Origin of the sequence: Kitasatospora sp. NA04385 (assembly GCF_013364235.1) — a bacterium.
Lineage (GTDB): Bacteria > Actinomycetota > Actinomycetes > Streptomycetales > Streptomycetaceae > Kitasatospora.
On sequence record NZ_CP054919.1, the window covers coordinates 2,752,940 to 2,778,328 of the forward strand.

General features: G+C 73.2%; 24 protein-coding genes, 1 tRNA gene and 1 pseudogene. 10 read left to right on the forward strand and 16 right to left on the reverse strand.

Annotated elements, in window-relative coordinates; all coding sequences use genetic code 11:
* Nucleotides 1-42 precede the first annotated feature (42 nt).
* From HUT16_RS39215 to yidC, 6 genes and pseudogenes are all read left to right on the forward strand, one after another.
* Nucleotides 43-953 (forward strand): annotated as a pseudogene (locus HUT16_RS39215) (zinc-binding dehydrogenase).
* A gap of 23 nt (nt 954-976) precedes the next feature.
* Complete coding sequence (locus HUT16_RS11995) at nt 977-1,129, forward strand: hypothetical protein (protein WP_176188090.1); 153 nt, start codon at nt 977-979, stop codon at nt 1,127-1,129.
* Between the two features lie 150 nt (nt 1,130-1,279).
* Complete coding sequence (locus HUT16_RS12000; protein ID WP_176188092.1) at nt 1,280-1,582, forward strand: hypothetical protein; 303 nt, start codon at nt 1,280-1,282, stop codon at nt 1,580-1,582.
* 39 nt (nt 1,583-1,621) lie between these two features.
* Nucleotides 1,622-2,695: a Gfo/Idh/MocA family oxidoreductase gene (locus HUT16_RS12005; protein WP_176188094.1), complete on the forward strand. Its 1,074-nt coding sequence runs from the start codon at nt 1,622-1,624 to the stop codon at nt 2,693-2,695.
* A 139-nt stretch (nt 2,696-2,834) separates the two neighbouring features.
* Entirely contained in the window at nt 2,835-3,356 is a 522-nt protein-coding gene (locus tag HUT16_RS12010) for a hypothetical protein (RefSeq protein ID WP_176188096.1), read from the forward strand.
* Nucleotides 3,344-4,078: a membrane protein insertase YidC gene (yidC, locus tag HUT16_RS12015; protein ID WP_176188098.1), complete on the forward strand. Its 735-nt coding sequence runs from the start codon at nt 3,344-3,346 to the stop codon at nt 4,076-4,078. The genes HUT16_RS12010 and yidC overlap by 13 nt, the downstream gene beginning before the upstream one ends.
* Here the strand turns inward: yidC and HUT16_RS12020 are convergent.
* The 9 genes from HUT16_RS12020 to HUT16_RS12060 form a co-directional block, all read right to left on the reverse strand.
* A complete protein-coding gene (locus HUT16_RS12020) occupies nt 4,051-5,049 on the reverse strand; it encodes an adenosine deaminase (RefSeq protein ID WP_176192628.1) in 999 nt (332 codons plus the stop codon). The genes yidC and HUT16_RS12020 overlap by 28 nt on opposite strands.
* Nucleotides 5,050-5,170: 121 nt before the next feature.
* Nucleotides 5,171-6,457: a DUF445 domain-containing protein gene (locus tag HUT16_RS12025; protein ID WP_176188100.1), complete on the reverse strand. Its 1,287-nt coding sequence runs from the start codon at nt 6,455-6,457 to the stop codon at nt 5,171-5,173.
* 88 nt (nt 6,458-6,545) lie between these two features.
* Nucleotides 6,546-7,835, reverse strand: a complete 1,290-nt coding sequence (locus tag HUT16_RS12030) for a nucleotide sugar dehydrogenase (protein WP_176192629.1) — start codon at nt 7,833-7,835, stop codon at nt 6,546-6,548.
* A 20-nt stretch (nt 7,836-7,855) separates the two neighbouring features.
* Entirely contained in the window at nt 7,856-9,076 is a 1,221-nt protein-coding gene (locus HUT16_RS12035; protein WP_176188102.1) for a glycosyltransferase family A protein, read from the reverse strand.
* Nucleotides 9,077-9,188: 112 nt separating this feature from the next.
* A complete protein-coding gene (locus tag HUT16_RS12040) occupies nt 9,189-10,163 on the reverse strand; it encodes an ATP-binding cassette domain-containing protein (protein WP_176188104.1) in 975 nt (324 codons plus the stop codon).
* Nucleotides 10,164-10,176: 13 nt separating this feature from the next.
* Nucleotides 10,177-11,013: an ABC transporter permease gene (locus HUT16_RS12045; protein WP_254897775.1), complete on the reverse strand. Its 837-nt coding sequence runs from the start codon at nt 11,011-11,013 to the stop codon at nt 10,177-10,179.
* Complete coding sequence (locus HUT16_RS12050; RefSeq protein ID WP_176188106.1) at nt 11,006-11,812, reverse strand: ABC-2 family transporter protein; 807 nt, start codon at nt 11,810-11,812, stop codon at nt 11,006-11,008. Before HUT16_RS12050 ends, HUT16_RS12045 begins: the two co-directional genes overlap by 8 nt.
* Nucleotides 11,813-11,942: 130 nt before the next feature.
* A complete protein-coding gene (locus tag HUT16_RS12055) occupies nt 11,943-12,245 on the reverse strand; it encodes a co-chaperone GroES (protein WP_051732111.1) in 303 nt (100 codons plus the stop codon).
* 167 nt (nt 12,246-12,412) lie between these two features.
* Nucleotides 12,413-12,754: a DUF3618 domain-containing protein gene (locus HUT16_RS12060; RefSeq protein ID WP_176192631.1), complete on the reverse strand. Its 342-nt coding sequence runs from the start codon at nt 12,752-12,754 to the stop codon at nt 12,413-12,415.
* A 148-nt stretch (nt 12,755-12,902) separates the two neighbouring features.
* On the opposite strand from HUT16_RS12060, the gene bcp reads away from it, so the two are divergent.
* On the forward strand, nt 12,903-13,376 hold the full coding sequence (gene bcp / locus HUT16_RS12065; RefSeq protein ID WP_176188108.1) for a thioredoxin-dependent thiol peroxidase: 474 nt from the start codon (nt 12,903-12,905) through the stop codon (nt 13,374-13,376).
* 84 nt (nt 13,377-13,460) lie between these two features.
* On the opposite strand, the gene HUT16_RS12070 is transcribed toward bcp, so the two are convergent.
* The gene (locus HUT16_RS12070; RefSeq protein ID WP_254898290.1) at nt 13,461-15,848 is read right to left on the reverse strand and encodes a chitinase C-terminal domain-containing protein; all 2,388 of its coding nucleotides are present in this window, start codon (nt 15,846-15,848) and stop codon (nt 13,461-13,463) included.
* A 290-nt stretch (nt 15,849-16,138) separates the two neighbouring features.
* Nucleotides 16,139-18,499 (reverse strand): glycosyl hydrolase family 18 protein, encoded by a 2,361-nt coding sequence (locus tag HUT16_RS12075; protein ID WP_176188110.1) that lies wholly within the window; start codon nt 18,497-18,499, stop codon nt 16,139-16,141.
* A gap of 253 nt (nt 18,500-18,752) precedes the next feature.
* Between HUT16_RS12075 and HUT16_RS12080 the strand changes: the two genes are divergently transcribed.
* Nucleotides 18,753-18,836 (forward strand) — tRNA-Leu (locus HUT16_RS12080).
* 67 nt (nt 18,837-18,903) lie between these two features.
* Here the strand turns inward: HUT16_RS12080 and rdgB are convergent.
* The 4 genes from rdgB to HUT16_RS12100 form a co-directional block, all read right to left on the reverse strand.
* A complete protein-coding gene (rdgB, locus tag HUT16_RS12085; RefSeq protein ID WP_176188112.1) occupies nt 18,904-19,509 on the reverse strand; it encodes an RdgB/HAM1 family non-canonical purine NTP pyrophosphatase in 606 nt (201 codons plus the stop codon).
* 49 nt (nt 19,510-19,558) lie between these two features.
* Nucleotides 19,559-19,954 (reverse strand): hypothetical protein, encoded by a 396-nt coding sequence (locus HUT16_RS12090; protein ID WP_176188114.1) that lies wholly within the window; start codon nt 19,952-19,954, stop codon nt 19,559-19,561.
* A gap of 121 nt (nt 19,955-20,075) precedes the next feature.
* Nucleotides 20,076-20,801: a ribonuclease PH gene (gene rph, locus HUT16_RS12095; RefSeq protein ID WP_176188116.1), complete on the reverse strand. Its 726-nt coding sequence runs from the start codon at nt 20,799-20,801 to the stop codon at nt 20,076-20,078.
* Nucleotides 20,802-20,921: 120 nt separating this feature from the next.
* The gene (locus HUT16_RS12100; RefSeq protein ID WP_014135942.1) at nt 20,922-21,155 is read right to left on the reverse strand and encodes a glucose PTS transporter subunit EIIB; all 234 of its coding nucleotides are present in this window, start codon (nt 21,153-21,155) and stop codon (nt 20,922-20,924) included.
* Nucleotides 21,156-21,526: 371 nt separating this feature from the next.
* Between HUT16_RS12100 and HUT16_RS12105 the strand changes: the two genes are divergently transcribed.
* Both HUT16_RS12105 and HUT16_RS12110 read left to right on the forward strand, forming a co-directional pair.
* Complete coding sequence (locus HUT16_RS12105; protein ID WP_176188118.1) at nt 21,527-22,816, forward strand: PTS transporter subunit EIIC; 1,290 nt, start codon at nt 21,527-21,529, stop codon at nt 22,814-22,816.
* Between the two features lie 255 nt (nt 22,817-23,071).
* The gene (locus HUT16_RS12110) at nt 23,072-24,325 is read left to right on the forward strand and encodes a PTS transporter subunit EIIC (protein ID WP_176188120.1); all 1,254 of its coding nucleotides are present in this window, start codon (nt 23,072-23,074) and stop codon (nt 24,323-24,325) included.
* A gap of 36 nt (nt 24,326-24,361) precedes the next feature.
* Here HUT16_RS12110 and HUT16_RS12115 read toward each other — a convergent pair whose 3' ends face one another.
* Nucleotides 24,362-25,309, reverse strand: a complete 948-nt coding sequence (locus tag HUT16_RS12115; protein ID WP_176188122.1) for a helix-turn-helix transcriptional regulator — start codon at nt 25,307-25,309, stop codon at nt 24,362-24,364.
* Nucleotides 25,310-25,389 lie beyond the last annotated feature (80 nt).

Genomic DNA, 25,389 nt, shown 5'->3' on the forward strand with positions numbered 1-25,389 from the left:
GGGTCATCACCCGACGGACCACCGGAACAGAGGAGTCGTCCGATGAAGGCACTGGTCCCGGCCCGCGGCACGGTCGAGTTCGCCGAGCTCCCGCAGCCCGAGCCGCGCCCCGACGAAGTACTGGTGAAGGTCGACGCGTTCTCGGTGAACCGGGGCGAGACCTTCCTGCTGGAGGCCCCGCCGCCGGGCTGGCGGCCGGGCAAGGACGTCGCCGGGCTGGTCGTGCAGGCCGCCGCGGACGGCAGCGGCCCGGCGGTCGGGCAGCGGGTGGTGGGGCACCCGCCGGGCGCGGGCTGGGCGGAGTACGCGGCGGTGCGCACGGACGCGCTGGCGGTGCTGCCCGAGCGGCTGGACGCGCCGACGGCCGCCGCGCTGCCGCTGGCGGGCCTGACCGCGCTGCGGCTGCTGCGCACCGCGGGCGCGGTCACCGGGCGGCGGCTGCTGCTGACCGGGCGTCCGGCGGCGTGGGCCACTACCTGACCGAGCTGGCCGCGGCCGCCGGGGCGCGGCTGACCGCCGTCACCGCGAGCCCCGAACGCGGGGAGCGGCTGCGGGAGCTGGGCGCCGCCGAGGTGGTGCACGAGGTGGCCGGCGCGCGCGGCCCGTACGACCTGGTGCTGGAATCCACCGGCGGGGCCGAACTGCCCCGGGCGCTGGCGCTGCTGGCCCCGCGCGGGCGGCTGATCTGGTTCGGGCAGGCCTCCCGCGAGCCGGTCCGGCTGGACTTCTTCGCCCTGCTGAACGGCCCGGTCTCGGCGACCGTCCGGCACTTCAGCTACGCGGACGTCGACCACCCGGACGGCCCGGACCTGCACACCCTGGTCCGGCTGACCGCCGAGGGCCGGCTGCACCCCGAACTCGGCCTGGTCGACGACTGGCGGCGCACCGCCGACGCGATCGCCGACCTGCGCGGCCGCCGGGTGCGCGGCAACACCGTCCTGACCGTCGCCTGACCTTCCCGACCAGGAGATCCGCCATGAGCACCGACCCCCGCACCGTCGTCGCCGACTACGTGGCCGCGGTGGCCCGCGGCGACGCGGACGCCGTCCGGGACGGCCGGATCGCCGCCGTCCGCGAGTACACCGACACCCACCGCGCCGCCACCGTCCTGTTCGCCGACGGCGCGTGACCGGCCGGCCCCGGACCGCCACCCCCGGTCCGGGGCACCTCAACGCGGCCTTAAGCCGCCCGTAACTACCCTGACGTACCGTCAGATCGGCCGCTCCGGCTGGCTAGCGTCCCGGACACACCCTCTCCGCACGACGCAAGGGAGCCCCCGATGGCCTCCGTCCGCCGCACCGCCGCCGTTCGCACCGCCGCCGTCCTGCTGGCGGCCGCCGCCCTGCTCGGCGCCCCGGCCGCCCGGGCCGCCGACGCAAGCCCCACCCCCGCGGCCTCCCCCACCGCTTCCGCCACCACTTCCCCCACTCCCTCGCCCTCGCCCTCCGACCGGCAGCTCGCCCGGACCGGCGGCGGCGACGCGACCGCCGACGGGGTCCTGCTGTCCCTGGGGTCGGTGCTGCTGCTGACGGGTGCGGCGTTCGTGGTGCTGTGTCGGCGCCGCCCCGGGAACGACCGCTGATCCCACCGTCCGGGGAGCCGGGGTGGTTGAGTTGAGGGCATGAGCAGCACGCCCTCCGCCCCGTTCCGCGTCGGCCTGATCGGCTACGGCCTGGCAGGTTCCGCCTTCCACGCCCCGCTGATCGCCACCACCCCCGGACTCCGGCTGGACGCGGTGGTCACCGCCAACCCCGACCGCCGCGCCCGGCTGCACCGCGACCACCCCGGCGCCCACGCCCTCGACACCCCCGAGCAGCTGTTCGAGGACGCCGACCGGTTCGACCTGGTGGTGATCGCCTCCCCCAACCGCACCCACGTCCCGCTCGCCCGCACCGCCCTGCTGGCGGGCCTGGCCACCGTGGTCGACAAGCCGCTCGCCGCGACCAGCACCGAGGCCCGCGACCTGTGCGAGTTCGCCGAGAAGTCCGGCCTGCTGCTGTCGGTGTTCCACAACCGCCGCTGGGACGGCGACTTCCTGACCGTCCGCCGCCTGGTCGAGGAGGGCCGGCTCGGCCGGGTGCACCGCTTCGAGTCCCGCTTCGAGCGCTTCCGCCCCAAGCCGAAGCCGGGCTGGCGCGAGCTCGCCGACCCGGCCGAGGTCGGCGGCACCCTGTACGACCTGGGCAGCCACCTGGTCGACCAGGCGCTGACCCTGTTCGGGCCGGTCGAGACGGTGTACGCGGAGATCGACGTGCGCCGCGACGGCGCGGTGGTCGACGACGACGCCTTCCTGGCGCTGACCCACACCGGCGGCGTCCGCTCCCAGCTGTGGACCAGCGCCCTCGCCCCGCTCGCCGGGCCCCGCCTGCGGGTGCTCGGCGACAGCGCCGGCTACGTCAAGTTCGGCACCGACCCGCAGGAGGCCGCGCTGCGGGCCGGCCGCCGCCCGGGCGGGCCGGACGCCCACTGGGGCGACGACGACCCGGCCGCGTACGGCCTGCTGGGCAGCGACGGCGACGCCGAGCCGGTCACCACCGACCCGGGCGACTACCCGGCGTTCTACGCGGGCATCGCCGCCTCGCTGGCCGACCGCACCCCGCCGCCCGTCGACCCGCGCGACGCGGTCGCCGCGCTCGCCGTCCTGGAGGCCGCCCGCGCCTCCGCCGCGACGGCCTCCGTGGTCCGCCTCCCCTGACCCGCCCCGGCGGCGGGGCCCGCTCCCCCGGGGCCGCGGGCCCCGCCGACCGCACCCGGAGCGCCGGGAACCCGCCCCCGGCGCCCAGCCGTTGACGTACCATCGGTCCCGGACGACCCGACCCGAGGAGGCGCGCACCGTGTTCGTCACGCCGCTGCTCCTCGCGCTGCTGCGGGTCCTCACCGGCGAGCTGCTCACCGGCCCCGGCGCCCTGACCGCGGCCGCGCTGCTGCTGCTCACCGCCGCCGTCGCCGTCACCCTCACCACGGTCGGCCTCCCGGGGGCCCGCACCCCCGCGGCCGTGCACGCGGCCGCCCTGCGCCGCCGCGCCTACCGCACGGCCTACCTCTCCCGCGCGACCCGGACGCCCCGGCCGCGCGCCCCGCACCGGGACGGCGGCCCGCGGCCGCCTGAGGGCCCGTCCGTCCTTCCTCCGCACTCCCCGGACTCCCGCGCGAACGCGCTGGTCCGCCCGCTCCCCGCTCCGCCGCGCCCGTCGGCGCGCCCGCGCACCCGCACGTCCGTACCCGCCGTACGGCCGCGTGCCGGTGCGCCCGCGCCCGTGCGTCCGTGGCGCTACCGGGTCCCCTCCGTGCGTCCGCCCTCCGAGCACCGTCGTCCGAGCACCGTCGACTTCCGGAGAGCCCCGTGTCCGTCCTGAGTTTCCTCGACCCCGCCGTCCGCCTCGCCCACGCCGCCGTCGCGGCCCTCGCCACCGTCGTCCCCGGCGCGGTCGCGATCGTCCTGTTCACCCTGGCCGTCCGCGCGGCCCTGCACCCGCTGGCCCGGTCGGCGGCCCGGGCCGAGCGGGCCCGGCTGCGGCTCGCGCCCGAGGTGGCGCGGCTGCGCGAGCGGCACGCCCAGGACTCCGGGCGGCTGAACCGCGAACTGCTGGCCCTGCACCGGGCCGAGGGCGTCGGCCCGTTCGCGGGGCTGCTGCCCGCGCTGCTGCAGGCGCCGTTCTTCTCGGTGATGTACCGCCTGTTCACCACCGCCCCGGGCCACCTGCTGGACGCGACCCTCGCGGGCGTCCCGCTCGCCGTGCACCCCACCGCGGCCCGCACCCCGGCGCAGTTCGCGGTGTTCGCCGTCCTGGAGGCGGCCCTGCTCGCGCTGGCCTGGTGCAACGTCCGCCGCGCGAAGGAGGCCGCCCTGCTAGGCGCCCCCGCGAAGGGCGCCACCGCGAAGGGCGCCGCGGCCGGTCCGCTGCGCTGGCTGGCCTTCGGCACCCCGCTGTTCGCGCTGCTGCTGCCCCTCGCGGGCGGTCTCTACCTGCTGACCTCCACCGCCTGGACGGCGGCCGAGCGGTGGTACCTGCACCGTCCGGCCGCCGGGGGTGCGGGCCGTCCGGGGGCTCAGGCGGTGGGCCAGCCCGCCAGGTGAGCGTCGATCTCGCCGGTCAGCCGGCGCTTGCCCGCCGCGTCCAGGAAGGACGCCTCGACGGCGTTGCGGGCGAGCGCCGCGACCCCGGCCTCGTCCAGGCCGAGCAGCTTCGCGGCGAGGGCGTACTCGGTGTTCAGGTCGGTGCCGAACATCGGCGGGTCGTCGCTGTTGACGGTGACCAGCAGCCCGGCGTCGACCATCTGCCGGATCGGGTGGTCCTCGATCCGCTCGACCACCCGGGTCGCCAGGTTGGACGTCGGGCAGACCTCCAGCGGAATCCGGTGCTCGCCGAGGTGGTCGACGAGGGCCGGGTCCTTCACCGACTGGGTGCCGTGGCCGATCCGCTCCGCGCCGAGCACCCGGATCGCGTCCCACACCGTCTCGGGGCCGGTCGACTCGCCCGCGTGCGGCACGCTGTGCAGGCCGGCCGCCCGGGCCCGGTCGAAGTACGGCTTGAACTGCGGGCGCGGCACGCCGATCTCGGGGCCGCCGAGCCCGAACGAGACCAGGCCCTCGGGGGCCAGGTCGAGGGCGAGGCGGGCGGTCTCCTCGGCGGCGGCCAGCCCGGCCTCGCCGGGGATGTCGAAGCACCAGCGCAGCACGATGCCGAGGTCCTTCTCGGCGGACAGCCGGGCGTCCTCGATCGCCTCCATGAAGGCGACGTCGGGGATGCCCCGGCTGACCGACGAGTACGGGGTGACGGTCAGCTCGGCGTACCGGATGTTCTGCCGGGCCATGTCCTGCGCGACGCCGTAGGTCAGCGCGCGGACGTCCTCGGCGTCCCGGATCAGGTCGACGACGCTCAGGTACACCTCGATGAAGTGCGCGAAGTCGGTGAAGGTGAAGTACTCGGCGAGCGCCTGCGGGTCGGTCGGCACCCGGCTGCGCCCGGCGTGCCGGGCCGCCAGCTCGGCGACCACCCGCGGCGAGGCCGAACCCACGTGGTGCACGTGCAGCTCCGCCTTCGGCATGGCGGCGATGAACGCCTCGATCCCCTGGACACCCTCGACCACGGCACGCTCCCGTCTACTTCACCCGGACCCGGACAGACCTCGCATGCTAACCCGCCGCGCGCCCCGTCCGGGCGGGCCGTCAGCCGCCGAGCGCCGTGCTGACGGTGTGGATGAGCAGGCCGGCCAGCGCGCCCACCACGGTGCCGTTGATCCGGATGAACTGGAGGTCGCGGCCCACGTTGGCCTCGATCTTGCGGGAGGCGTCGGCGGCGTCCCAGCCGGCCACGGTGTCGGAGATCAGCGAGGTGATCTGCTCCCGGTAGTTGGTGACCACGTAGTCGACGGCGTTCAGCAGCCAGCTGTCGGTCTTCGCCTGGAGCCGGCCGTCGGTGGCGAGCCGGCTGCCCAGCGTGCGCAGCGCCTCGGTGAGGCGGCGGCGCAGCTCGCTGTCCTCGTCCTCGGCCGCGTTGAGCACCAGGGCGCGGACGGCCGCCCACGAGGAGGCGATCAGGTCCTGCACCTCGGGGCGGGCCAGCAGGTCGGACTTGGCGCGCTCCACCCGCTCGATGGTGGCGGGGTCGTGCTGGAGCTCGCGCGCGAAGTCGGCGAGGAAGTTGTCGAGCGCGCCGCGCGCGGGGTGGACCGGGTCGTCGCGGACGTCGCCGACGAAGCGCAGCAGTTCCTTGTAGACCCGCTCCCCCACCTGCTGATCGAGGAACTTCGGCGTCCAGCCCGGGGTCTTGGCGGTGACCCGGGCGACCACCTCGCCGTGGTGCACGACCAGCCAGTCGTGGGCGCGCGCCACCACCAGGTCGACCACGCCCTTGTGGCCGTCGTCGGCGACGATCCGGCCGAGCAGCCGCCCGGCGGGTTCGGCGACCGAGGTGGCGGCGGCCCGCCGGGTGACCGCCTCGGCGACCACGGCCTGCACGTCCTCGTCGCGGAGCACCTCCAGCAGGCCGCGCAGCGCGGCGGCGGCCTCGTGGGTGACGCGCTCGGGGTTGCCGGGCGCGCGGAGCCACTCGCCGAGCAGCCGGGACACCCCGATCCGGCCGAGCCGGGCCCGGACCACCGGCCCGGAGAGGAAGTTGTCGCCGACGAAGTCGCCGAGCGAGCGCCCGAAGGCGTCCTTCTTGGTCGGGATGATCGCGGTGTGCGGGATCGGCAGCCCGAACGGGCGGCGGAACAGCGCGGTGACGGCGAACCAGTCGGCGAGCGCGCCGACCATGCCCGCCTCGGCGGCGGCCGCGACGTACCCGGCCCAGGCGCCCGCGCCGGACGCCTTCGCCCAGGTGGCGAGGGCGAACACCAGCGTGGCCAGGGCGAGCAGCCCGGTCGCGACGGTCTTCATCTTCCGCACACCGCGCCGCTTCTCCTCGTCGGCGGCGGTGAAGCTGACTCCTGGGGCCGTCTGGTCCGTGCTCACCCCGCCAGCCTGGCACACCGCGCGCCCGAAAAGGCAGCCGCCCCGCACATCCGTCCGTCCGGGGCCGGGGCCGCGGCGCCCCCGCCGCTCAGCCGCCCCCGCCGAGCACGATCCGCCGCACGCCCTCCCACCGTTCGGGGTCGGTGACCCGGCGGCCGTCGAGCAGCACCCGCACGCCCGGGAAGTCGACCGCGCCGAGGTCCCGGTACTCGGGGTGGTCGGCTTGGACGACCAGCGCGGCGGCGGGCTTGCCCTCGTCCGGCGGCAGGCCGAGCGCGGCCAACTCCTCCGGCGGGTACAGCGGGTCGCTGACGCCGACCCGGGCCCCGGCCGCGTGCAGCGCCTCGACCAGCGGGAACACCCCGGAGTAGGCGGTCTCCTTGACCCCGCCCCGGTAGGAGGCGCCGAGCACCGTCACGGCGACGCCCTCCAGCGGGCCGAGCGCGCCCTCCAGCAGGCCGACCGCGTACGCCGGGACCTGCTCGTTGGCCTCGCGGGCGGTGCGCACCACGGTGGCGCCCGGGTCGTTCCACAGGTAGAGCCGGGGGTAGACCGGGATGCAGTGGCCGCCGACCGCGATGCCGGGGCGGTGCAGGTGGCTGTAGGGCTGCGAGTTGCAGGCGTCGATGACCTCGGCGAGGTCGACGCCGACCCGGTCCGCGTACCGGGCGAACTGGTTGACCAGCGCGATGTTGACGTCCCGGTAGGTGGTCTCGGCGAGCTTGGCGAACTCGGCGGCCTCCGCGCCGGACAGCTCCCACACGCCGTTGCCGCGCGGCAGGTCGGGGCGCGGGTCGAAGTCGAGCACCGCCCGGTAGAACTCGGCGCCGCGCCGGGTGGACTCCCCGTCGATGCCGCCGACCAGCTTGGGGTAGCGCCGCAGGTCGGCGAAGACCCGCCCGGTGCGGACGCGTTCGGGGCTGAACACCAGCGCGAAGTCGCGTCCGGCGGCCAGCCCGGAGCCGGCCTCCAGCCGCCGGGCGAAGCGGCCGCGCACGGTGCCGACCGGCAGGGTGGTCTCGTAGCTGACCAGGGTGCCGGGGCGCAGCCCGGCGGCGACGGCGTCGGTGGCGGCGTCCAGCAGGCCGAAGTCGGGGGTGCCGTCGGGGCCGGTGACCAGCGGGACGACGATCACCACGGCGTCGGCCCCGGCGGTCGCGGCGGCGGTGTCGGTGGTGGCGCGCAGCCGGCCGGCGGCGACCTCCCCGGCGAGCCGTTCGGCGAGGTCGGCCTCGCGCGGGAAGGGCGGCCGGCCGGCGTTGACGGCGGCGACCGTGCCGGGGGCGATGTCGGCGCCGGTGACCCGGTGGCCCTTGCCCGCGTACTGGACGGCCAGCGGCAGGCCGATCTTGCCGAGGCCCACCACGCAGACGTCCAGGGGCCGTTGGGGTCGCGCGTTCACCGGGCGGCTCCGCGCAGGGCGGCGGCCAGGCCGTGCCGCCGGGCGCGGCGCAGGGCGCGCTTGACCGCCCACCGGGCGCGGCGCAGCGGTGCGGGGACCAGGCGGCGCCAGCCGTCGGGGCCGGGGGCCCGGCCGATCTCGAACAGCGCGTCGGGCAGGCCCAGCCGCCGGTCGCGGAAGACCGGGTAGGCGGCGTAGAGCCGGGAGCCGCGGCGGACGGGGGCGGCCTCGCCGTGGTCCTGCTCCCAGGCGATCAGGTCGCACAGGGCGTGCAGTTCGCCGCGCCGGGCCAGCGCGAGCCGCAGCCGGGCGGGGACGGGCAGGGTGCGGAACACGGCGGGCGAGCAGTGCCGTTCGGTGAACCGGCCGATCTCCTGGACGATCCGCCGCTGCAGGGCGGGCGGCTCGTCCAGGAAGGGGGCCTGGAGCAGCTGCGGGACGTCCCAGCTGAAGTAGCGGGCCCGGACGGCGTCCCGGGCCGGGTCGGGCAGGGCGGACCGGTCGAGCACCTCGTGGGCGGCGGTGAAGCCGCGCAGCCGGTCCATCGGCCCGGCCCGGTGGGTGACGTTGGAGCGGTCCCGGCGCAGCACCAGGTGGTAGTAGTCGTAGTCGGCGAGCACCGAGACCTTGCGGGCGTGCAGCAGCGCGCCGAGGGTGAACGGCTGGTCGGAGTGGATGACCAGGTCCTCGCGGCGGCGCAGCCCGTGGGCGGTGACCAGGTCGCGGCGGAACAGCTTGGTGTCGCCGAGGGCCCAGGCGAGCGCGGAGTCGGTGAAGCCGACCTGCTCGGCGGTGCGGTCGAAGATGCCCTGCGGGACGACCCGGCCGTGTTCGCCGACCTGCTTGGGGATCAGCACGTCGGACTCCCAGCGGTCGGCGGCGTCGACCATCCGCTCCAGCGCCTCGGGTCCGAGCCAGTCGTCGGACCCGAGGTACAGCAGGTAGCGGCCGCGGGCGAGTTCGGTGCCCCGGTTGGTGGGTCTGGCGGGGCCGCCGGACGCGGGCTGCCGCACGGTGCGGAACAGCCCGGGGTGGGCGGCGGCGTAGCGGGCCAGCTCCTCGGTGCTGCCGTCGCTGGAGCCGTCGTCGACGGCGACGACTTCCATCCGCTGCGGTCCGATGCTCTGGCCCACCAGCGAGTCCAGGCAGGTGGTGAGGTAGGGCATGGTGTCGTGGACGGCGATCACCACGCTGACGTCCGGTCCTTGCTCGGTCACGAGCTGTCAACTCCCGTACCGGCCGACTGGTCACTTCCGCCACCCGAACGAGTGAGAGCGGCGGTTCGGGTAACGGCGGTCCGAACAGCGGCGGTTCGGGCGCCGGAGCGGGTCAGCCGACGGGGGCGGCGGCGGCCGGGCCGCCGGCGTAGATCCGGGCGATGACGTCCTCGATCGCGGGTTCCCGCACCGACAGGTCGACCAGGGGGTAGCGCTCGGCGACGGCGGCGACGATCGGGGCGGCGCTCTGCTTGGCGGGGAAGGCCAGCCACTGGCGGGGGCCCTCGGTGCGGGCGACCCGGACGCCGGGCAGGTCGATCGGCGGGTGCTCCCCGGCGAGGTCGACCACCAGGGTGCGTTCGCTGCCGCCGATCTCGTGCAGCCGCTCCAGCGGCCCGTCCAGGACGAGCCGGCCGTGGTCGATCACCATCACCCGGCCGCACAGTTGCTCGATGTCGGTGAGGTCGTGGGTGGTGAGCAGCACGGTGGTGCGCTTGTCCCGGTTGGTCTCGCGCAGGAACTCGCGGACCTTGGCCTTGCTGATCGCGTCGAGCCCGATGGTGGGCTCGTCCAGGTACAGCACGCTGGGGTCGTGCAGCAGGGCGGCGGCCAGGTCGCCGCGCATCCGCTGGCCGAGCGAGAGCTGCCGCACGGGGGTGTCCAGCAGCTCGCCCAGGCCGAGGAGTTCGACGCACCGGTCGAAGTTGGCCCGGTACCCGGCGTCGGGGATCCGGTAGATCCGCCGGGCCAGCTCGTAGCTGTCGCGCAGCGGCAGGTCCCACCACAGGGTGGTGCGCTGGCCGAACACCACGCCGATCCGGCGGGCGAGTTCGGCCCGGCGGGCGGCCGGGTCGACGCCGGCCACCCGCAGCCGTCCGCTGCTGGGCACCAGGATGCCGGTGAGCATCTTGACGGTGGTGGACTTCCCGGCGCCGTTGGGCCCGATGTAGCCGACGCACTCGCCCTCCCCGACGGCGAAGGTCAGCCCGTCGACGGCCCGCACCTCGCGCTTCTCCCGCCGCCAACCCCCTTGCCGGGTCCGGACGGTGAAGCTCCGCCGGACGTCCTCGACCTCGATCACGGCCATGGTTCCCCTTCTCTCAGCTTCCGGTGGAGCGGTAGGCGCGCAGTCCGGTCCGCCAGGCGAGCCCGGCCGCCAGCACGCACAGCGCGGCGGCCAGCGGCGAGGCGAACCGGAAGGCGGCGGGCAGCCCGAGCGGGTCGGTGCGGCCCAGGACGTGCAGCGCGGGCAGCCAGTTGACGAACGCCAGCGGGACGCCGAAGACGGTGCCGGCGACGAGCTCCCGGGCGAACACGGTGGGCGGGTACTGCAGGACGGTGGCGCCGCCGTAGGTGACGGCGTTCTGCAGTTCGGCGGCGTCGCCCCACCAGAACTGCACGCAGGAGCAGCCGACGAACAGCGCGCAGAAGATGACGGTGCCGCACAGCAGCAGCACGGGGACCATCAGCACCCGGTCCCAGGTCCAGTGCACGTCCAGCGCGGTGAGCGACCAGCCGAGCACGGCGACGGCCTGTAGCAGCCGGCCCAGGCGGCGCAGCGAGAAGCGTTCGGCGGCGAGCTGGGCCAGCGCGGGGGCGGGCCGGATCAGCATGGTGTCCAGGCTGCCGGAGCGCACCCGCTCCCCCAGTCCGCCGACCGAGCCGACCAGGACGTTGGCGGTGCCGAGCGCGAACGAGGAGGTGCCGTACAGGAACGCGGTCTCGGCGAGCGTCCAGCCGGCCAGTTGCCGGGTGTGGGCGAACATCAGCAGCAGCACCGCGAAGTCGAGGAAGGTGACCAGCGTGTTGGCGGCCAGCGACAGCGCGAACGAGGTCCGGTAGGCCATCGTGGAGCGGACCCACATCCCGGTGATCAGCCACCAGGAGCGGAGCGCCCAGCCCGCGCGCGCCGCGGCGGCCCTGAGGGGCTCAGCCACCCTGGACCACCACCCGGCGCACCGCGAGCGCCTGCCCGGCCCGGCCGAACGCCAGCAGGGCGGCGCCCCAGGCCAGTTGGAACCCGTACAGGGACAGCAGGCCGGTGCCGGTGCGGCGGCGCAGCAGCACGTCGGCGGGCAGTTGCACCATCGCCGAGAAGGGGAGCACCCGGGCCAGTTCGCCCAGCAGGCCGGGGAAGAGCGCCAGCGGGAGGAGCATGCCGGAGAAGAACATCGACACCACCGTCATCACGGCCCGCACCCCCTCGGACTCGTGCAGCCAGAAGCCGGTCAGGGTGGCCAGGAAGCGCAGCCCGAAGCTGACCAGCACCGCCAGCACCACGGCGAGCAGGAACTCGGCCCACACCAGCGGGTCGGCCGGCAGGGTCAGGTCGAACAGCGCCGCGCCCGCCAGCATCGGCAGCGCGCCCCTGGTGAGCAGCTGGTAGCCGGCCCGGCCCAGGTCGGTGGCCAGCCACCAGCCCTGGAAGTCCACCGGCCGGTACAGGTCGACGGCGATGTCCCCGCTGCGGAAGCGCGCCTGCAGGTCGTCCTGGAACCCGCCGCCCCACACCGCGACGGTGACCAGCAGCCCCTGGCTGATCCAGATGTACGTGACCGCCTGCGCGGCGTCGTACCCGCCGAGCCCCGGCCTGGCCCGCCACAGGGCGAGCATCGTGGAGGCCAGGATCACCCCGAACACGGTGTTGGTGACCGTCCCGGCCACCGTCGCCGCCCGGTACGTCGAGTACCGGCGGAACGCCCCCCGGGCCACCGATAAGTAGACACCGCCGCGCACACTTGTCTCCTTGTCGACAATCACCCGCACCTGAACGACCCACCAAGCTACGCCCGCCGCCCGGCCGCCCGCACCCCGTTTTCCGGCCGGGGCGCGGACGGGCGGGGCGCGGCTCCGGGTGCTACGGGCCCTACAGGTACAGCCCGGTCGACCCCTCCAGGTCGCCGAACCGCCCGGCCGCCACCGCGTGCAGGTCGCGCTCGCGCAGCAGCACGTACGTCGCGCCGCGGACCTCGACCTCCAGCTTGTCCTCGGGGTCGTACAGCACCCGGTCGCCCGGCTCCACGGACCGCACGCTCTGGCCGACGGCCACCGCCTCGGCCCAGGCGCAGCGCCGCGACAGCTCGGCGGTGGCCGGGATCAGGATGCCGCCGGTGGAGCGCCGCTCGCCCTCGCCGGTCTCGGTCCTCACCAGCACCCGGTCGTGCAGCATCCGGATCGGCAGCTTCTCCCCGAGCCGGTCGTGCCGCCCGTGCGGGGCGTCCTCACCGGCTGCGGCCGTGTTCTGGGTGTCGTTCTCACTCACGCCCCGACCGTACCGGACCGGAATGCGGCGGCGGGGCCCCGGGCGCCTGCCCGGGGCCCCGCCGCGACGTGCCGTCAGCCCTTGCGCCGACGCCGCGCCGAGGCGATCAGCAGCACCACGCCGACGCCGACCAGCGCGGCCGGCACCACCCGCTCGGTCCGCAGCCGCCCCTCCTCGTCCACGAACTTCGACCGGACCTGCTCGACGGCCCCGCTCGCGGCGACGTACGCCTGCCCGGCCTTCTGCTCGACGGTGGCGCGCACCTTGGCCTTGGCCTGCGCGGCGACGGTGGCCGGGTGGACGCGCATGGCCAGCTCGTCGAGGGTCGCGGCGAGCCGGTCCCTGCTCCCGGTGATGTCCGCCTCGATCTGGGCCGTCGTACGCGGTGCCGACGTGTCCTTGCCGCTCGCTGCCACTGGGGCCACCCCATCTCTGTTACCGCTAGGTACTTCTTCTCCACCGACAGTCTGTCAGCTCACCGCCGCGGGCGCGCAGCGCCACCCACCAACGGGGGTAGGTTGGCCCCACGACCACCAGTCCAGCTCCCGAGGAGAACCGAGCACAGTGAGCGAGCGCCTGCAGGCGGGCGACACCGCCCCCGCCTTCACCCTGCCCGACGCCGACGGGAAGGAGGTGTCGCTGGCCGACCACCTCGGCCGCAAGGTGATCGTCTACTTCTACCCGGCGGCGCTTACCCCGGGCTGCACCAAGCAGGCCTGCGACTTCACCGACAACCTGGAGGTGTTCGCGGGCGCGGGCTACGACGTGATCGGCATCTCGCCGGACAAGCCGGAGAAGCTCGGGAAGTTCCGCGAGAGCGAGAGCCTGAAGGTCACCCTGCTGTCCGACCCGGCGCACGAGGTGCTGGAGGCGTACGGCGCGTACGGCGAGAAGGTGAACTACGGCCGCACCTACCAGGGCGTGATCCGCTCGACGATCGTGGTGGACGAGCAGGGCCGGGTGGAGCGGGCGCTCTACAACGTCCGGGCCACCGGCCACGTGGCCAAGCTGCTGAAGGACCTCAAGGTCGGCCAGTAGCCCGGCGGGTGCGAAAAGGAGCGGTGGCGGCCGACCCCCCGACCGGGTCGACCGCCACCGCCGTTCATGGACTCGGGATCAGGCTCAGCAGGCCCCGAGGTCCGTCCAGACGCCCCAGGCGCCGCTCAGCGAGGGGTCCTCGCCCGCGGTCCACCACTTGTTCTGGTAGTAGTGGCCCTTCCACGACACCTTGGTGACGGTGGCGTAGGTGGTCCCGGCGTTCCAGCTCGGGGCACCCGTGCAGGCACCGGCGGTGGCCGACGCGGACGGCGAGGCCGACTGCGAGGCGGAGGCCGAGGCCGACGGGGACGCCGACTTGGAGGGGCTGGCCGAGGCGCTGGCCGACGCGGACGGCGAGGCCGACTGCGACGCGGAGGCCGACGCGGAGGCGGAGGCGGAGGCGGACGGCGAGGCGGTGCCCGCGGTGGTGCCGCGGGTGAAGTCGCCGTTGATGCCGTACAGCGTGCCGCCGACGTTCACGGTCCAGTTGGACGGGGTGGAGACCGGCAGGTAGTAGACGAACGCGACGTCCACCGAGGCGCCGGGCGCCAGCGTCTGCCAGGTCGGCAGCTTCAGCGAGACCCGGTTGTAGACGCCCTTCAGGCCGCCCACGTTGCTGCCGGTGTGGTCCGCCCGGATCACCTTGGAGCCGAAGCCGGACTGGTCGGCGGCGTTGGACGGCGCGGAGACCGAGTAGTCGAACTGGAACTCGGTGCCGCCCGGCAGGGTGGTGGTCGAGTTGTTGACGATGTGGATCTTCGGGTTGATCGGGTAGTTGTTGTCGCCCAGCGCGAAGTCGGTGAAGGACACGTCGATCGGCAGGGTCTGCTGCGGCAGCGCGATGGTGGAGCGGGTCGCGCCGTACGCCGAGGCCGACTTGAACTTGTCGTACAGCAGCGAGGTCATGGTGTTGCCCTGGACGTACTCGCCCTTGCCGCCGTTGGCGGTGGCGTCCCACTTGTAGTCGCCGGCCAGCTCCCAGATCATCGCGCCGCCGACGCCCTGGTTGACCACGTAGTCGGCCTTGGCGCCGATCGACTGGTCGTCCTCGGTCGACAGGAAGACCTTCTTGTCGGCGTTCCACAGCCACGGCGCGACCAGCGACGAGCTGTAGTTGCGGCTGTAGGTGCCCTTGAGCGCGGTGTCGGTCACGCCGTACTTGGACAGGTAGTCCGGGAGGACGCCCGCTTCCAGGTTCTTGGCGTGCCACATCGGGTTGGAGCCGGCGGGCGACTCCTTGCCCTTGTCGTCCAGGTCGTGCCAGATGTTGTCGATGCCGACGGCGCCGTCACCACAGGTGGTCAGGCCGGAGCCGGCCGGGCAGTTGGTGGTGGAGGAGGTGCCCCACAGGCCGTTGGTGCCGCCCTGGACGTTCTGGAAGCCGCGGGTGTAGTACGGCACGCCGAGGTTGATCCGGCCGGCCGGCATCGCGCCGCGGAAGTAGTGCACGGCCCAGTCGGTGTTCAGGTAGCCGATGCCGCCGTACTGCGAGGTGCCGTAGACGTTGGCGGCCGCCAGCTCGGCGTCCTTGCCGTCGTCGTACAGCGCGGCGTTCGGGCCGACGTACTTGTTCCAGGCGCCGTGCAGGTCGTACGACATGATGTTGACGTAGTCCAGGTACTGGGTGACCTGGAAGGTCTCCATGCCGCGCAGCAGGTAGCCCGAGGACGGGGCGGCGACCGACAGCAGGTAGTACTTGCCGTCGGCGGCGGAGGCCCGGTCGAGCTTCTCGCGCATGGTCTTCATCAGCGCGGCGTAGCCCTTCATCAGGGAGGCGCGCTTGGCGTTGGAGAGCGAGTAGTCGAGCGGGTTGCCCGCGTCCTTCATCGAGGTCGGGTACTCGTAGTCGAGGTCGACGCCGTTGAAGCCGTACTTCTTGATGAAGGAGACGGCCGAGTCCGCGAAGGTGTTGATGCCGGCCTGGTTGACCGACCCGTCCGCGTTGACGGTCATCGAGTAGAAGCCGCCCGAGTTGACCCGGCTGCCCGAGTCGTCGAAGTAGCCGCCGGTCTCGGCCCAACCGCCCACCGAGATCATGGTCTTGACGTTCGGGTACTGCTTCTTGAACTTGCTGAGCAGGTTGAAGTGGCCCTTGTACGAGTACGCCGGGTCCATCTCCGCGCCCGCCACGCCCGGGAAGGTCATCCCGGTGGAGGCGTTGTTCGGGCCGTCGGTGCCCACGGACAGCGTGTTGTCCGAGGCGACGTGCGCGAACGCGTAGTTGAGGTGGGTGACCTTGTCCCAGGGGATGTTGTTCACCAGGTAGGCGGGCGTGCCGTCCTTGCCGGTGCGCCAGCTGGTGAAGTAGCCGATGACGCGGCGCTGGTGGTCGGCGCCCATCTGCTCGCGGCCGCTGGTGTCGTAGACGTTGCAGTACGGGACGTCGACACCGGGCGTGGTGTACATGCCGTCGGGGCGACACGACTGGTTGTCGACGGCGGCGGCGGACGGGGCCACGCCGAGCGTGCCCATCAGCAGGCCCGCCAGCCCCGCGGCCGCGGTGGCGGCGAACGCCACCTTGCGGCCCTTGAGGTGGCGGCCCGCAGCGGTGGGACGCTGCTCCGCCTTGTTTCGGATCAACACTCGGTCCTCCTGGAGGGAGTGTCGTGCGCGCGGCCGTGGGAAGCCGCGCACCTGTGGGGGAAGTTCCGCCGAACCTAAAAGGTCTGGACCATCCACGTCAACAGGTCTGTACCAACTTGATATGAAGGGCCGGACCGTCCGCAGTCGGACGATCCGGCCCTGGCGGGGGGAGGCTGACGCTACTTCATGCTTCCGGTCATCGCGTTGACCAGCGTGCCGGACGGGTCGTCCGCCTCCAGCGAGTAGGCGAAGATGCCGCCGAGGCCCTTGGAGGTGGCGTACGCGCCGCGCGCCGCGATGGCCTGCGGGGTGTCACCGGTCCACAGGCTGGTGCCGTCGTAGATCCACGAGCTCTGCGTGGTCGGGTCCCAGTGCACCGAGGAACCGGTGGTCTTGCCGGCCGCCGCCAGCTCCTTCCAGAACGCCACGCCCGCGGTCTGGCTGGTGCCCTGCGCCGCCGCCGGGCCGGTCGCGGTCTGGTACAGGCCGTAGTTCGAGCCGGCCGGCACGCCGGTCCACCCGCGCAGGTAGAACGGCACGCCCAGCACCAGCTTCTTCGCCGGGAAGCCGCCCTTGATCCCGTACGCCGGAGCGCCGTTCAGGTAGGCGTTGACCGCGTTGTCCACGGTGTACTTCTGGGTGCCCGGGGCGACGGGGTTGCTCGGGTCGTTCGGGCTGTCGTACAGCGGGTCCTGCAGGTTGGTCGGGCCGGTCGCGTCCCAGCCGCCGTGCATGTCGTAGGACATCACGTTGCCGTAGTCCAGGTACTTGCCGATCTGGTCGGTCTGCAGCAGCGCGATCTTGTCCTGGCCGGACGGCAGGGCCGCGGTGAGCAGGTACTTCTTGCCGACGGTCTGCCCGTACGCGTCCAGCTGGTTGCGGAACTCGGCCAGCAGCGCGGTGAAGTTGGCGGTGTCGGCGGCCGTGTAGTGGTTGCCGGTGTGGCCGCCCGCGGAGGCCGGGTACTCCCAGTCGATGTCGATGCCGTCGAAGATGCCCATCGCCGCGGCGGTGCCGCCGGTGGCGTCGCCCTGGATCGAGGGCAGGTTGCCCTTGATGAACATGTCGATGCAGGAGGAGACCAGCTTCTTGCGCGAGGCGTCGGTGGCCGCCGCGTCGGAGAAGTACTTGGAGTACGTCCAGCCGCCCAGCGACATGGTGATCTTCAGGTTCGGGTACTTCGCCTTGAGTTCGCGCAGCTGGTTGAAGTTGCCCTTCAGCGGCTGGGTCCAGGCGTCGGTGGTGCCGTCCACCGCGATGTCCGCAGTGTAGCCCTTCTGGTAGTCCGCGAACGCGTCGCCCGCGCCGTCGCCGGCGTTCGGGTTGTTGTCGTTGGTGTCCGCGGCCTTGATGGTCTCGAAGCAGCTCAGCGTGGACGGGTTGATGTTGGCGAACGCGTAGGTCATCGTGTTCAGCCCCCTCGCCGCGCCGGTGGCGGCCATCGTCGAGGGGTAGTACTTGTTCCCGTAGATGCCCCACTGCGCGAAGTACGCCGACTTCAGCGCGCCGCTCGGGGCCGCCCCGGTGGTCACGGTCACCGGCGCGGTGTACCCGCTGCTGTGGCCGTCCTTGTCGTAGCCCTGCACGGTGAAGGAGTACGAGGTGTTCGGCAGCAGCGAGGAGACGGTGACCGAGGTGCCCATCGAGGTCGCGGTCTGGTTCGTGGTGCCGCCGGTGAAGATCCGGTAGACCGCGCTGTTGCCGTTCTGCGCGTTGTCGGTGGAGGCGTTCCACTTCAGCGTCACCGAGGTGCCCGACACGCTCGCGGTCAGGCCGGTCGGCGTGGTCACCACCCCGTCCCCGCCCGGCGTCCCGGTCTGCGAGGCCGAGGCCGACGGCGAGGCGCTCTGCGAGGGGGAGGCGGAGGCGGAGGCGCTGGCGGACGAGGACGGGCTCGCCGACGCCGAGGCCGAGGCGCTCGCGCTGGCCGACGCGCTCGGGCTGGTGCTCGAACTCGCGCTCGCCGAGGGGCTGGTGGAGCCGGAGCCGCCGGGGCCGGTGAGGACCAGGTCGTCCGCGTAGTAGGTGCCCTGGCCGTACCAGCCGTGGGTGTAGACCGTCACCGAGGTGGTCGAGGCGCCGGTGGTGAAGGTGGTGCTGCGGTTGGCCCAGTCGGCGCTGGAGCCCCAGGAGTTGGTGTCGGTGGTGCCCGTCCCGGTGACGCCCAGGTAGGTGTAGTTGCCCTTCAGCCAGCCGCTCAGGCTGTACGTGGTGCCCGGGCTGACCGCGACGGTCTGCGAGCACTGGGCGGTGTCCGACGCGGAGGCCGCCGCCTGCAGCGCCTTGCCGCCGCCGTGCGGGGCGGTGGAGGTGATCGAGCCGAGGCCGGCCGAGCAGTTCCAGCCGGACAGCGTGCCGCTCTCGAAGTCGCCGTTGGCGAGCAGGTTGACGGTGGCGGCCGAGGAGGAGCCGCCGATCACGGTGACCAGTCCGGCGGCTCCGGCCACCAGGGCGGTCGCGGTCGCCAGCGCGGTGCCGGCCTTCAGCGGACGCCGCCCGGGGCGGGCGGCGGAGCGCGCGGCTGTGGCGCGTTCGGGCATGGGTCGCTCCAATGCTCGCGCCCGGCGTGGGGGGCCGGACGCCGTGGGGGAGGAAGACGTGCCTGGGCCCGGCCGTTGCGCACCGCCCGGGACCCGGATTTCCGCGGATCGGCGCGAACGTACGTGGTCTGGACCACACCGGTCAATAGGTCTGTACCAATTCTTGAACAAGCCGGAACACCCCGAGCGGCCGCCCGAAAGGGTGGTGCACGCCCGCGCGACGGGCCAGTAGCATGGCGGACATCACGTATCGGCGGTCTTGGCGGAATTGGCAGACGCCCGGGTTTTAGGTGCCCGTGAGAGAGATCTCGTGAGGGTTCGAGTCCCTCAGGCCGCACCGGCGCATCCACGCGCGAAGAGGCCCGCCCCGGCTCCCCGGGGCGGGCCTCTTCGGATGTCCGTTCCTAGCCGAGCAGTTCGGCGACCACCGGCGCCAGCGAGCGGAACGCCTGCCCGCGGTGGCTGATCGCGTTCTTCTCCGCGGCGGTCAGCTCGGCGCAGGTGCGGCTCTCGCCGAGCGGCTGCAGGACCGGGTCGTAGCCGAAGCCGCCCGTCCCGGCGGGCTCGGTGCGCAGGGTGCCGTGCAGCCGGCCCTCGACCACCCGCTCGGTGCCGTCCGGCAGGGCGAGCGCGGCGGCGCAGGCGAAGGAGGCGGCCCGGTGCTCCGCGGCGATGTCGCCGAGCTGGGCCAGCAGCAGGTCCAGGTTGGCCTTGTCGTCGCCGTGCCGCCCGGCCCACCGCGCGGAGAAGATGCCGGGCGCCCCGCCCAGCACGTCCACGCACAGCCCGGAGTCGTCGGCGACGGCCGGCAGCCCGGTCGCCTTCGCCAGCGCGTGCGCCTTGAGCAGCGCGTTCTCGGCGAAGGTGACCCCGGTCTCCGGCACGTCCGGCACCTCGGGGAAGGCGTCCGCGCCGACCAGTTCGACGTCCAGTCCGGCCGCGCCGAGGATGTCGCGCAGCTCGGCGACCTTGTGCTGGTTGCGGGTGGCGAGAACGAGTCGCTTGGTCATGCCGCCAGCCTAGTGCCGCGGTGCCCCGATTCCCGCCTACCCCGGCCGGTCAGCCGGTGCACACCTTGCTGACCCGGGCCGCGGCGCTGCCCAGCGGCCCGAGGTCGGGCACCTGGTTGGCGTCCACGGCCTTCTGCGCGTTGTCGATCTGGGTCTGCAGGTCGTCGACCGCCTTGCCCAGGTCGGCGTCGCCGGAGTTGCGCCCGAGCTTGTCGACGTCGCCCTTGAGGTTCTGCAGTGCCTGCCCGGCGGCGGCCGGGTCCTGGTCCGCGTTGTTGAAGGCCTGGCCGAGCTGGGCGACGTGCGTGCTGATCTGCACCGCGGTGTTGGCGCAGCTGAGCGCCTTCTCGGCGGCCGAGCAGCTGACCGCGCTCAGCGGCAGGACCAGGGCCAGCGCGGCGACGGCGAGCACGGTGGTGCGGTTGATGCTCAGCGGCTGCTGCATCGGCGAGTCCTCCAGGAGGGTGTGCGGGCTCACCCCGAACGTTAAGGCTCGGCCCGCGTGCCTGTACAGCACTCCCGGGCCCGCCCACCCTTCCTGACGGCCGTTCAGCCCACCGCGGTTCCTAGAGTTCGAGCGCCTTGCGCTGGATCTCGTCCAGCTCGGCGCAGCCCAGGCTGCCGAGGTCGAGCAGCCGGTTGAGCAGGTCCCGGTCGAAGGGGGCGCCCTCGGCGGTGCCCTGGACCTCGACGAAGCGGCCGTCGGAGGTGCAGACGATGTTCATGTCGGTCTCGGCCCGGACGTCCTCCTCGTACCGGAGGTCGAGCATCGGGACGCCGTCGATGATGCCGACGCTGACCGCGCTGACGCCGCCGGTGATCGGCCGGCCCTTCGCGCGCAGCAGCTTCTTCTCCCGGGCCCAGGAGACCGCGTCGACCAGGGCCACGTACGCGCCGGTGATCGCCGCGGTGCGGGTGCCGCCGTCGGCCTGCAGGACGTCGCAGTCCAGCACGATGGTGTTCTCGGCGAGCGCCCGGTGGTCGACCACGGCGCGCAGCGAGCGGCCGATCAGCCGGCTGATCTCGTGGGTGCGGCCGCCGATCTTGCCGCGGACGGACTCGCGGTCGCCGCGGGTGTTGGTGGCCCGGGGCAGCATGGCGTACTCGGCGGTGACCCAGCCCTCGCCGCTGCCCTTGCGCCAGCGCGGGACGCCCTCGGTGACGCTGGCGGTGCACAGCACCTTGGTGTCGCCGTAGGAGACCAGGACGGAGCCTTCGGCGTGCTTGCTCCAGTTCCGTTCGATGGTGACGGGGCGGAGCTGGTCGGGGGTGCGGCCGTCGATGCGAGACATGCCCCGAGCGTATCGGTTCCGCGCCGGGGCCCCGGCGGGGGCGCACGCGCGACGGCCCGCCGGCCGGTGGTCTCCGGCGGCGGGCCGTTCGGGTGGAGCGGGCCTGCGGGGAGGCTCAGCTCACATCATGTCCTCGATCTCGGCGGCGATCGGGTCGGCATCGGTGCCGATGACGACCTGGATGGCCGTACCCATCTTCACCACACCATGGGCGCCGGCCGCCTTGAGCGCCGCCTCGTCGACCTTGGAGGCGTCGTGGACCTCGGTGCGCAGCCGGGTGATGCAGCCTTCGACCTCGTCGATGTTCTCGATTCCGCCGAGACCGGCGACGATCTTTTCAGCCTTGCTGGCCATGGTCTTTCTCCCTCTGTCTCGGCGCTCCGGCGGTCGGTCGCCGGGTGCCGTACTGCGTGTGCGGTGGTGCCGGCCGGAGGTGACCCGGGATCAGTCTGCCGCGCCTTCCGACGACGCGACCAGCATCACCCGATTCCTGCCGGTATGCCACGTTAGTTCACTTTCGGGCTATCTCCGCGCGCGGCCGGGTGCGGGGCCGCCGCAGGATGGCGATCATCGGGTTCTCGAACCCGCGGACCGCCACTGCCGCGAAAATGGTCTACACCAATCCTAGGTGTACCCGGGACAACGCAGGACGGTCCGCCGGTGTTCCTGGCCCCGCGCACGGATGAACCCCCCAGGGGGACGGGAACGGCAGCGGAGGGCCGACGATGAGTTCACCAGGCGCCACGGCGCACCAGTCCACGTGGTGGCACACCTTCTACGGCGGCCTGCAGAAGATGGGCCGCAGCCTGCAGCTGCCGGTGGCGGTCCTGCCCGCCGCGGGCATCCTGAACCGCCTCGGCCAGCCCGACATCTTCGGCGCCGACGGCCTCGGCTGGGACAACGTCGCCACCGCGATCGGCGCCGCGGGCGGTGCGCTGCTCAACTCCTCGCTGGGCCTGCCGCTGCTGTTCTGCATCGGCGTCGCCATCGGCATGGCCAAGAAGGCCGACGGCTCGACCGCGCTCGCCGCGGTGGCCGGCTTCCTGGTCTACTACGCCGTCCTGCAGTCGTTCCCCGAGGACTGCCCGGCACCCACCGTGCTCAAGGGCAACCAGTGCATCGACTTCAACGGCGGCACGGCGGCCAACACCGTCTACCAGAACCCCGGCGTCCTGGGCGGCATCCTGATGGGCCTGTTCTCGGCCTGGCTGTGGGTGCGCTTCCACCGGGTCAGGCTGGTCGACTGGCTGGGCTTCTTCAACGGCCGCCGCCTGGTCCCGATGATCACCGCCCTGGTCGGCCTGCTGTTCGGCTCGCTGATGGCCTGGGTCTGGAAGCCGATCGGCACCGGCATGAACGACTTCTCCCAGTGGCTGGCCGACCTGGGCGCCGGCGGCTCCGGCATCTTCGGCGTCGCCAACCGCGCCCTGCTGCTGATCGGCATGCACCAGCTGCTGAACACCTTCCTCTGGTTCCAGTTCGGCTCGTTCACCAAGCCGGACGGCACGGTCGTGAACGGTGACATCAACCGCTTCCTGGCGGGCGACCCGACGGCCGGCCAGTTCACCTCGGGCTTCTTCCCGATCATGATGTTCGCGCTGCCCGCCGCCGCGATGGCCATCGCCGCGGCCGCCAAGCCGCACCGGCGCAAGGAGATCTACGGCCTGATGCTCTCGGTCGCGCTGACCTCCTTCGTCACCGGCGTCACCGAGCCCATCGAGTACTCCTTCGCCTACGTGGCCCCGCTGCTGTACGCCGTCCACGCCCTGCTCACCGGCGCCTCGATGGCCATCACCTGGGGGCTCGGCGTCCACGACGGCTTCAGTTTCTCGGCCGGCCTGCTCGACTACGTCATCAACTGGAACCTGGCCACGAAACCCTGGCTGATCATCCCGATCGGCCTGTGCTTCGCGGCGGTCTACTACGTGCTCTTCCGCTTCATCATCGTGAAGTTCGACCTCAAGACCCCCGGTCGCGAGGACGACGACGAGGTCGAGGACGTGACCAAGGCCTGAACCGGGCAGTTGGCCGTGGCGCCCCCGGCGGGAGGAATTCCCGTCCGGGGGCACAGTTTTGTTTTCCGTCGGATCAAAAGGAGTGAACAACCGATCAATTGATCCGGCGTCAACCGGGTCAAGGTTTCGATTCCGCAGCGCTTGTCCCCCGCGAACCTTAAGAGGGTTCCGGAGCCCGTTCGGCCCGTGCTAGAAAGCTGAACGAGGCCTTAAGTGGTCTAGACCAGGATCGCGCTGCCGTGAGGAACCACCGCTATGAGTACGACCGCGCAGAACTCCCGGCCGGCGTCGGCACCCGGTGGACGGGAGCTGCGCTCCCGGATCTTCGCGGCCCTCCAGAAGATCGGCCGCAGCCTCCAGCTCCCGATCGCCGTGCTGCCCGCCGCCGGCATCCTGCTGCGGCTCGGCAAGGAGGACGTCTTCGGCGACCAGGGCCTGGGCTGGACCAGGGTGGCCGAGGTGTTCTCCGCCTCGGGGCACGCCGTCTTCGACTGGATGCCGCTGCTGTTCTGCGTGGGCATCGCCATCGGCTACGCGAAGAAGTCCGACGGCTCCACCGCGCTCGCCGCGCTGGTCGGCTTCCTCACCTACCACCAGGTGCTCACCGCCTTCCCGAAGACCGGCTACCAGGAGCTGCCCGGCCGGGACGTCGCGGCCACCTACCAGGACCCGGGCGTGCTCGGCGGCGTGGTGGTCGGCCTGCTCTCCGCGATCCTGTGGCAGCGGCTGCACCGCACCCGGCTGGTCGACTGGCTGGGCTTCTTCAACGGGCGCCGGCTGGTCCCGATCGTGATGGCCTTCGTCGGCACCGCGCTGGGCGTCCTCTTCGGCCTGTGCTGGGGCCCGATCGGCGGCCTGGTCGACCGCTTCAGCACCTGGGCGATCGGGCTGGGCGCGCTCGGCTCCGGCCTGTTCGGCCTGATCAACCGGGCCCTGCTGCCGTTCGGGCTGCACCAGTTCGCCAACACCTTCTTCTGGCAGCAGGCCGGGACGTACAAGGTGGGCACCCAGGAGTTCCACGGCGACCAGACCCGGTTCTTCCAGCACGACCTCGCGGCCGGCCAGTTCATGTCCGGCTTCTTCCCGATCATGATGTTCGGCCTGCCCGCCGCCGCCCTGGCCATCGCCCACTGCGCCCGCCCGGAGCGCCGCCGGGCCGTCCTCGGCATGATGTTCTCGCTGGCCCTGACCTCCTTCGCCACCGGCATCACCGAGCCGATCGAGTTCGCCTTCCTGTTCATCGCCCCCGTCCTGTACGCCCTGCACGCCGTGCTCACCGGCCTGTCCATGGCCGTCACCTGGGCGCTGGGCGTGCACCACGGCTTCACCTTCTCCGCGGGCGTCATCGACTACGTGCTGAACTGGAACCTGGCCACCGAACCCTGGCTGATCGTCCCGATCGGGCTGTGCTTCGCGGCGGTCTACTACACGCTCTTCCGGTTCGTCATCCTGCGCTTCGACCTCAAGACGCCGGGCCGCGAGGACGACGACGGCTTCGAGGACGGGTGACCCCCGCCGCGATCCGGCGCGACCCCGCCGCGGCCGCTAGATCCAGCCCAGCCGGGCCGCGTGCACGCCCGCCTGGAAGCGCGACTGCGCGCCGAGCGCCGTGGTCAGGTCGGCGACCAGGCGGCGCACCGTGCGGTCGGAGATCTCCAGCTTGCGGCCGATCGCCTGGTCGGTGAGCCCGGCCGCGAGCAGCCGCAGCACCTCGCGGTGGCGGTCGTCGGGGGTGGTGCGGCCGAGCAGTTCCGGCGGGATCCAGCTGGCCGCCCAGAAGTGCTCGAAGAGCTCGCGGACCACGCCGACCACGGCCGGGTCGCGGACCACCACCGCGGCGCTGCCCGGCGGCTCCCCGGGCGCGGGCAGCACGGCCAGGCCCGCGTCGACCACGATCAGCCACAGCGGCAGGGTGTGCGCGACCCGGATGTGCGCGCCGGCCGCGGTCAGCGCCTGGACGTGGGAGAGGACGCCGCCCTGGTGCAGGGCGGCGGCGGGGTAAATGGTGCGCAGGGTGACCCGGTGGGCCAGGGCGATCCGCTCCCGGGCGAGCTTCTCGGCCAGGCCGTTCTCGGACTGGTCCTGGCCGGGGCGCAGCGACAGCGCCTCGGTGCGGGCGGCCCGGGCGGCGTCCTCCAGCAGGGCGGCGACCCGGTCGGCGCCGCGGACCAGCTCGTGGGCGGTGCCGGTCTGCAGCGGCAGGTAGTGGGCGTGCAGCCGCTCGACCCGGTCCCGGGTGCGGCGGGCCTCGCCGAGCAGTTCGGTGAAGCGGCGGTCGGAGTCGGCGAGCAGCCGGCGCACCGCGGTGTCGATCGAGACGGCGGCCACCCCGCTGGTGGTCGCGGTCGTCCCCCGGAGGAGCCCGAGGCCGCGCAGTTCGTCCATCGCCTGCTCGAACTCGCTTTCCCCGTACCCGAGTTCGTCGCGCAGGGAGTCCAGTGGCAGGCCGGGGTCGGCGAGCAGGCGGGCGTACAGGGCGGTACTGGTCTCCACCCTCCGGAAGCCTAGGGCCGCGGCCGGTGGACGCCGGGCGGTTTTCAGCATGCGAGACGGGCGCTCCGGTGTCGGCCATG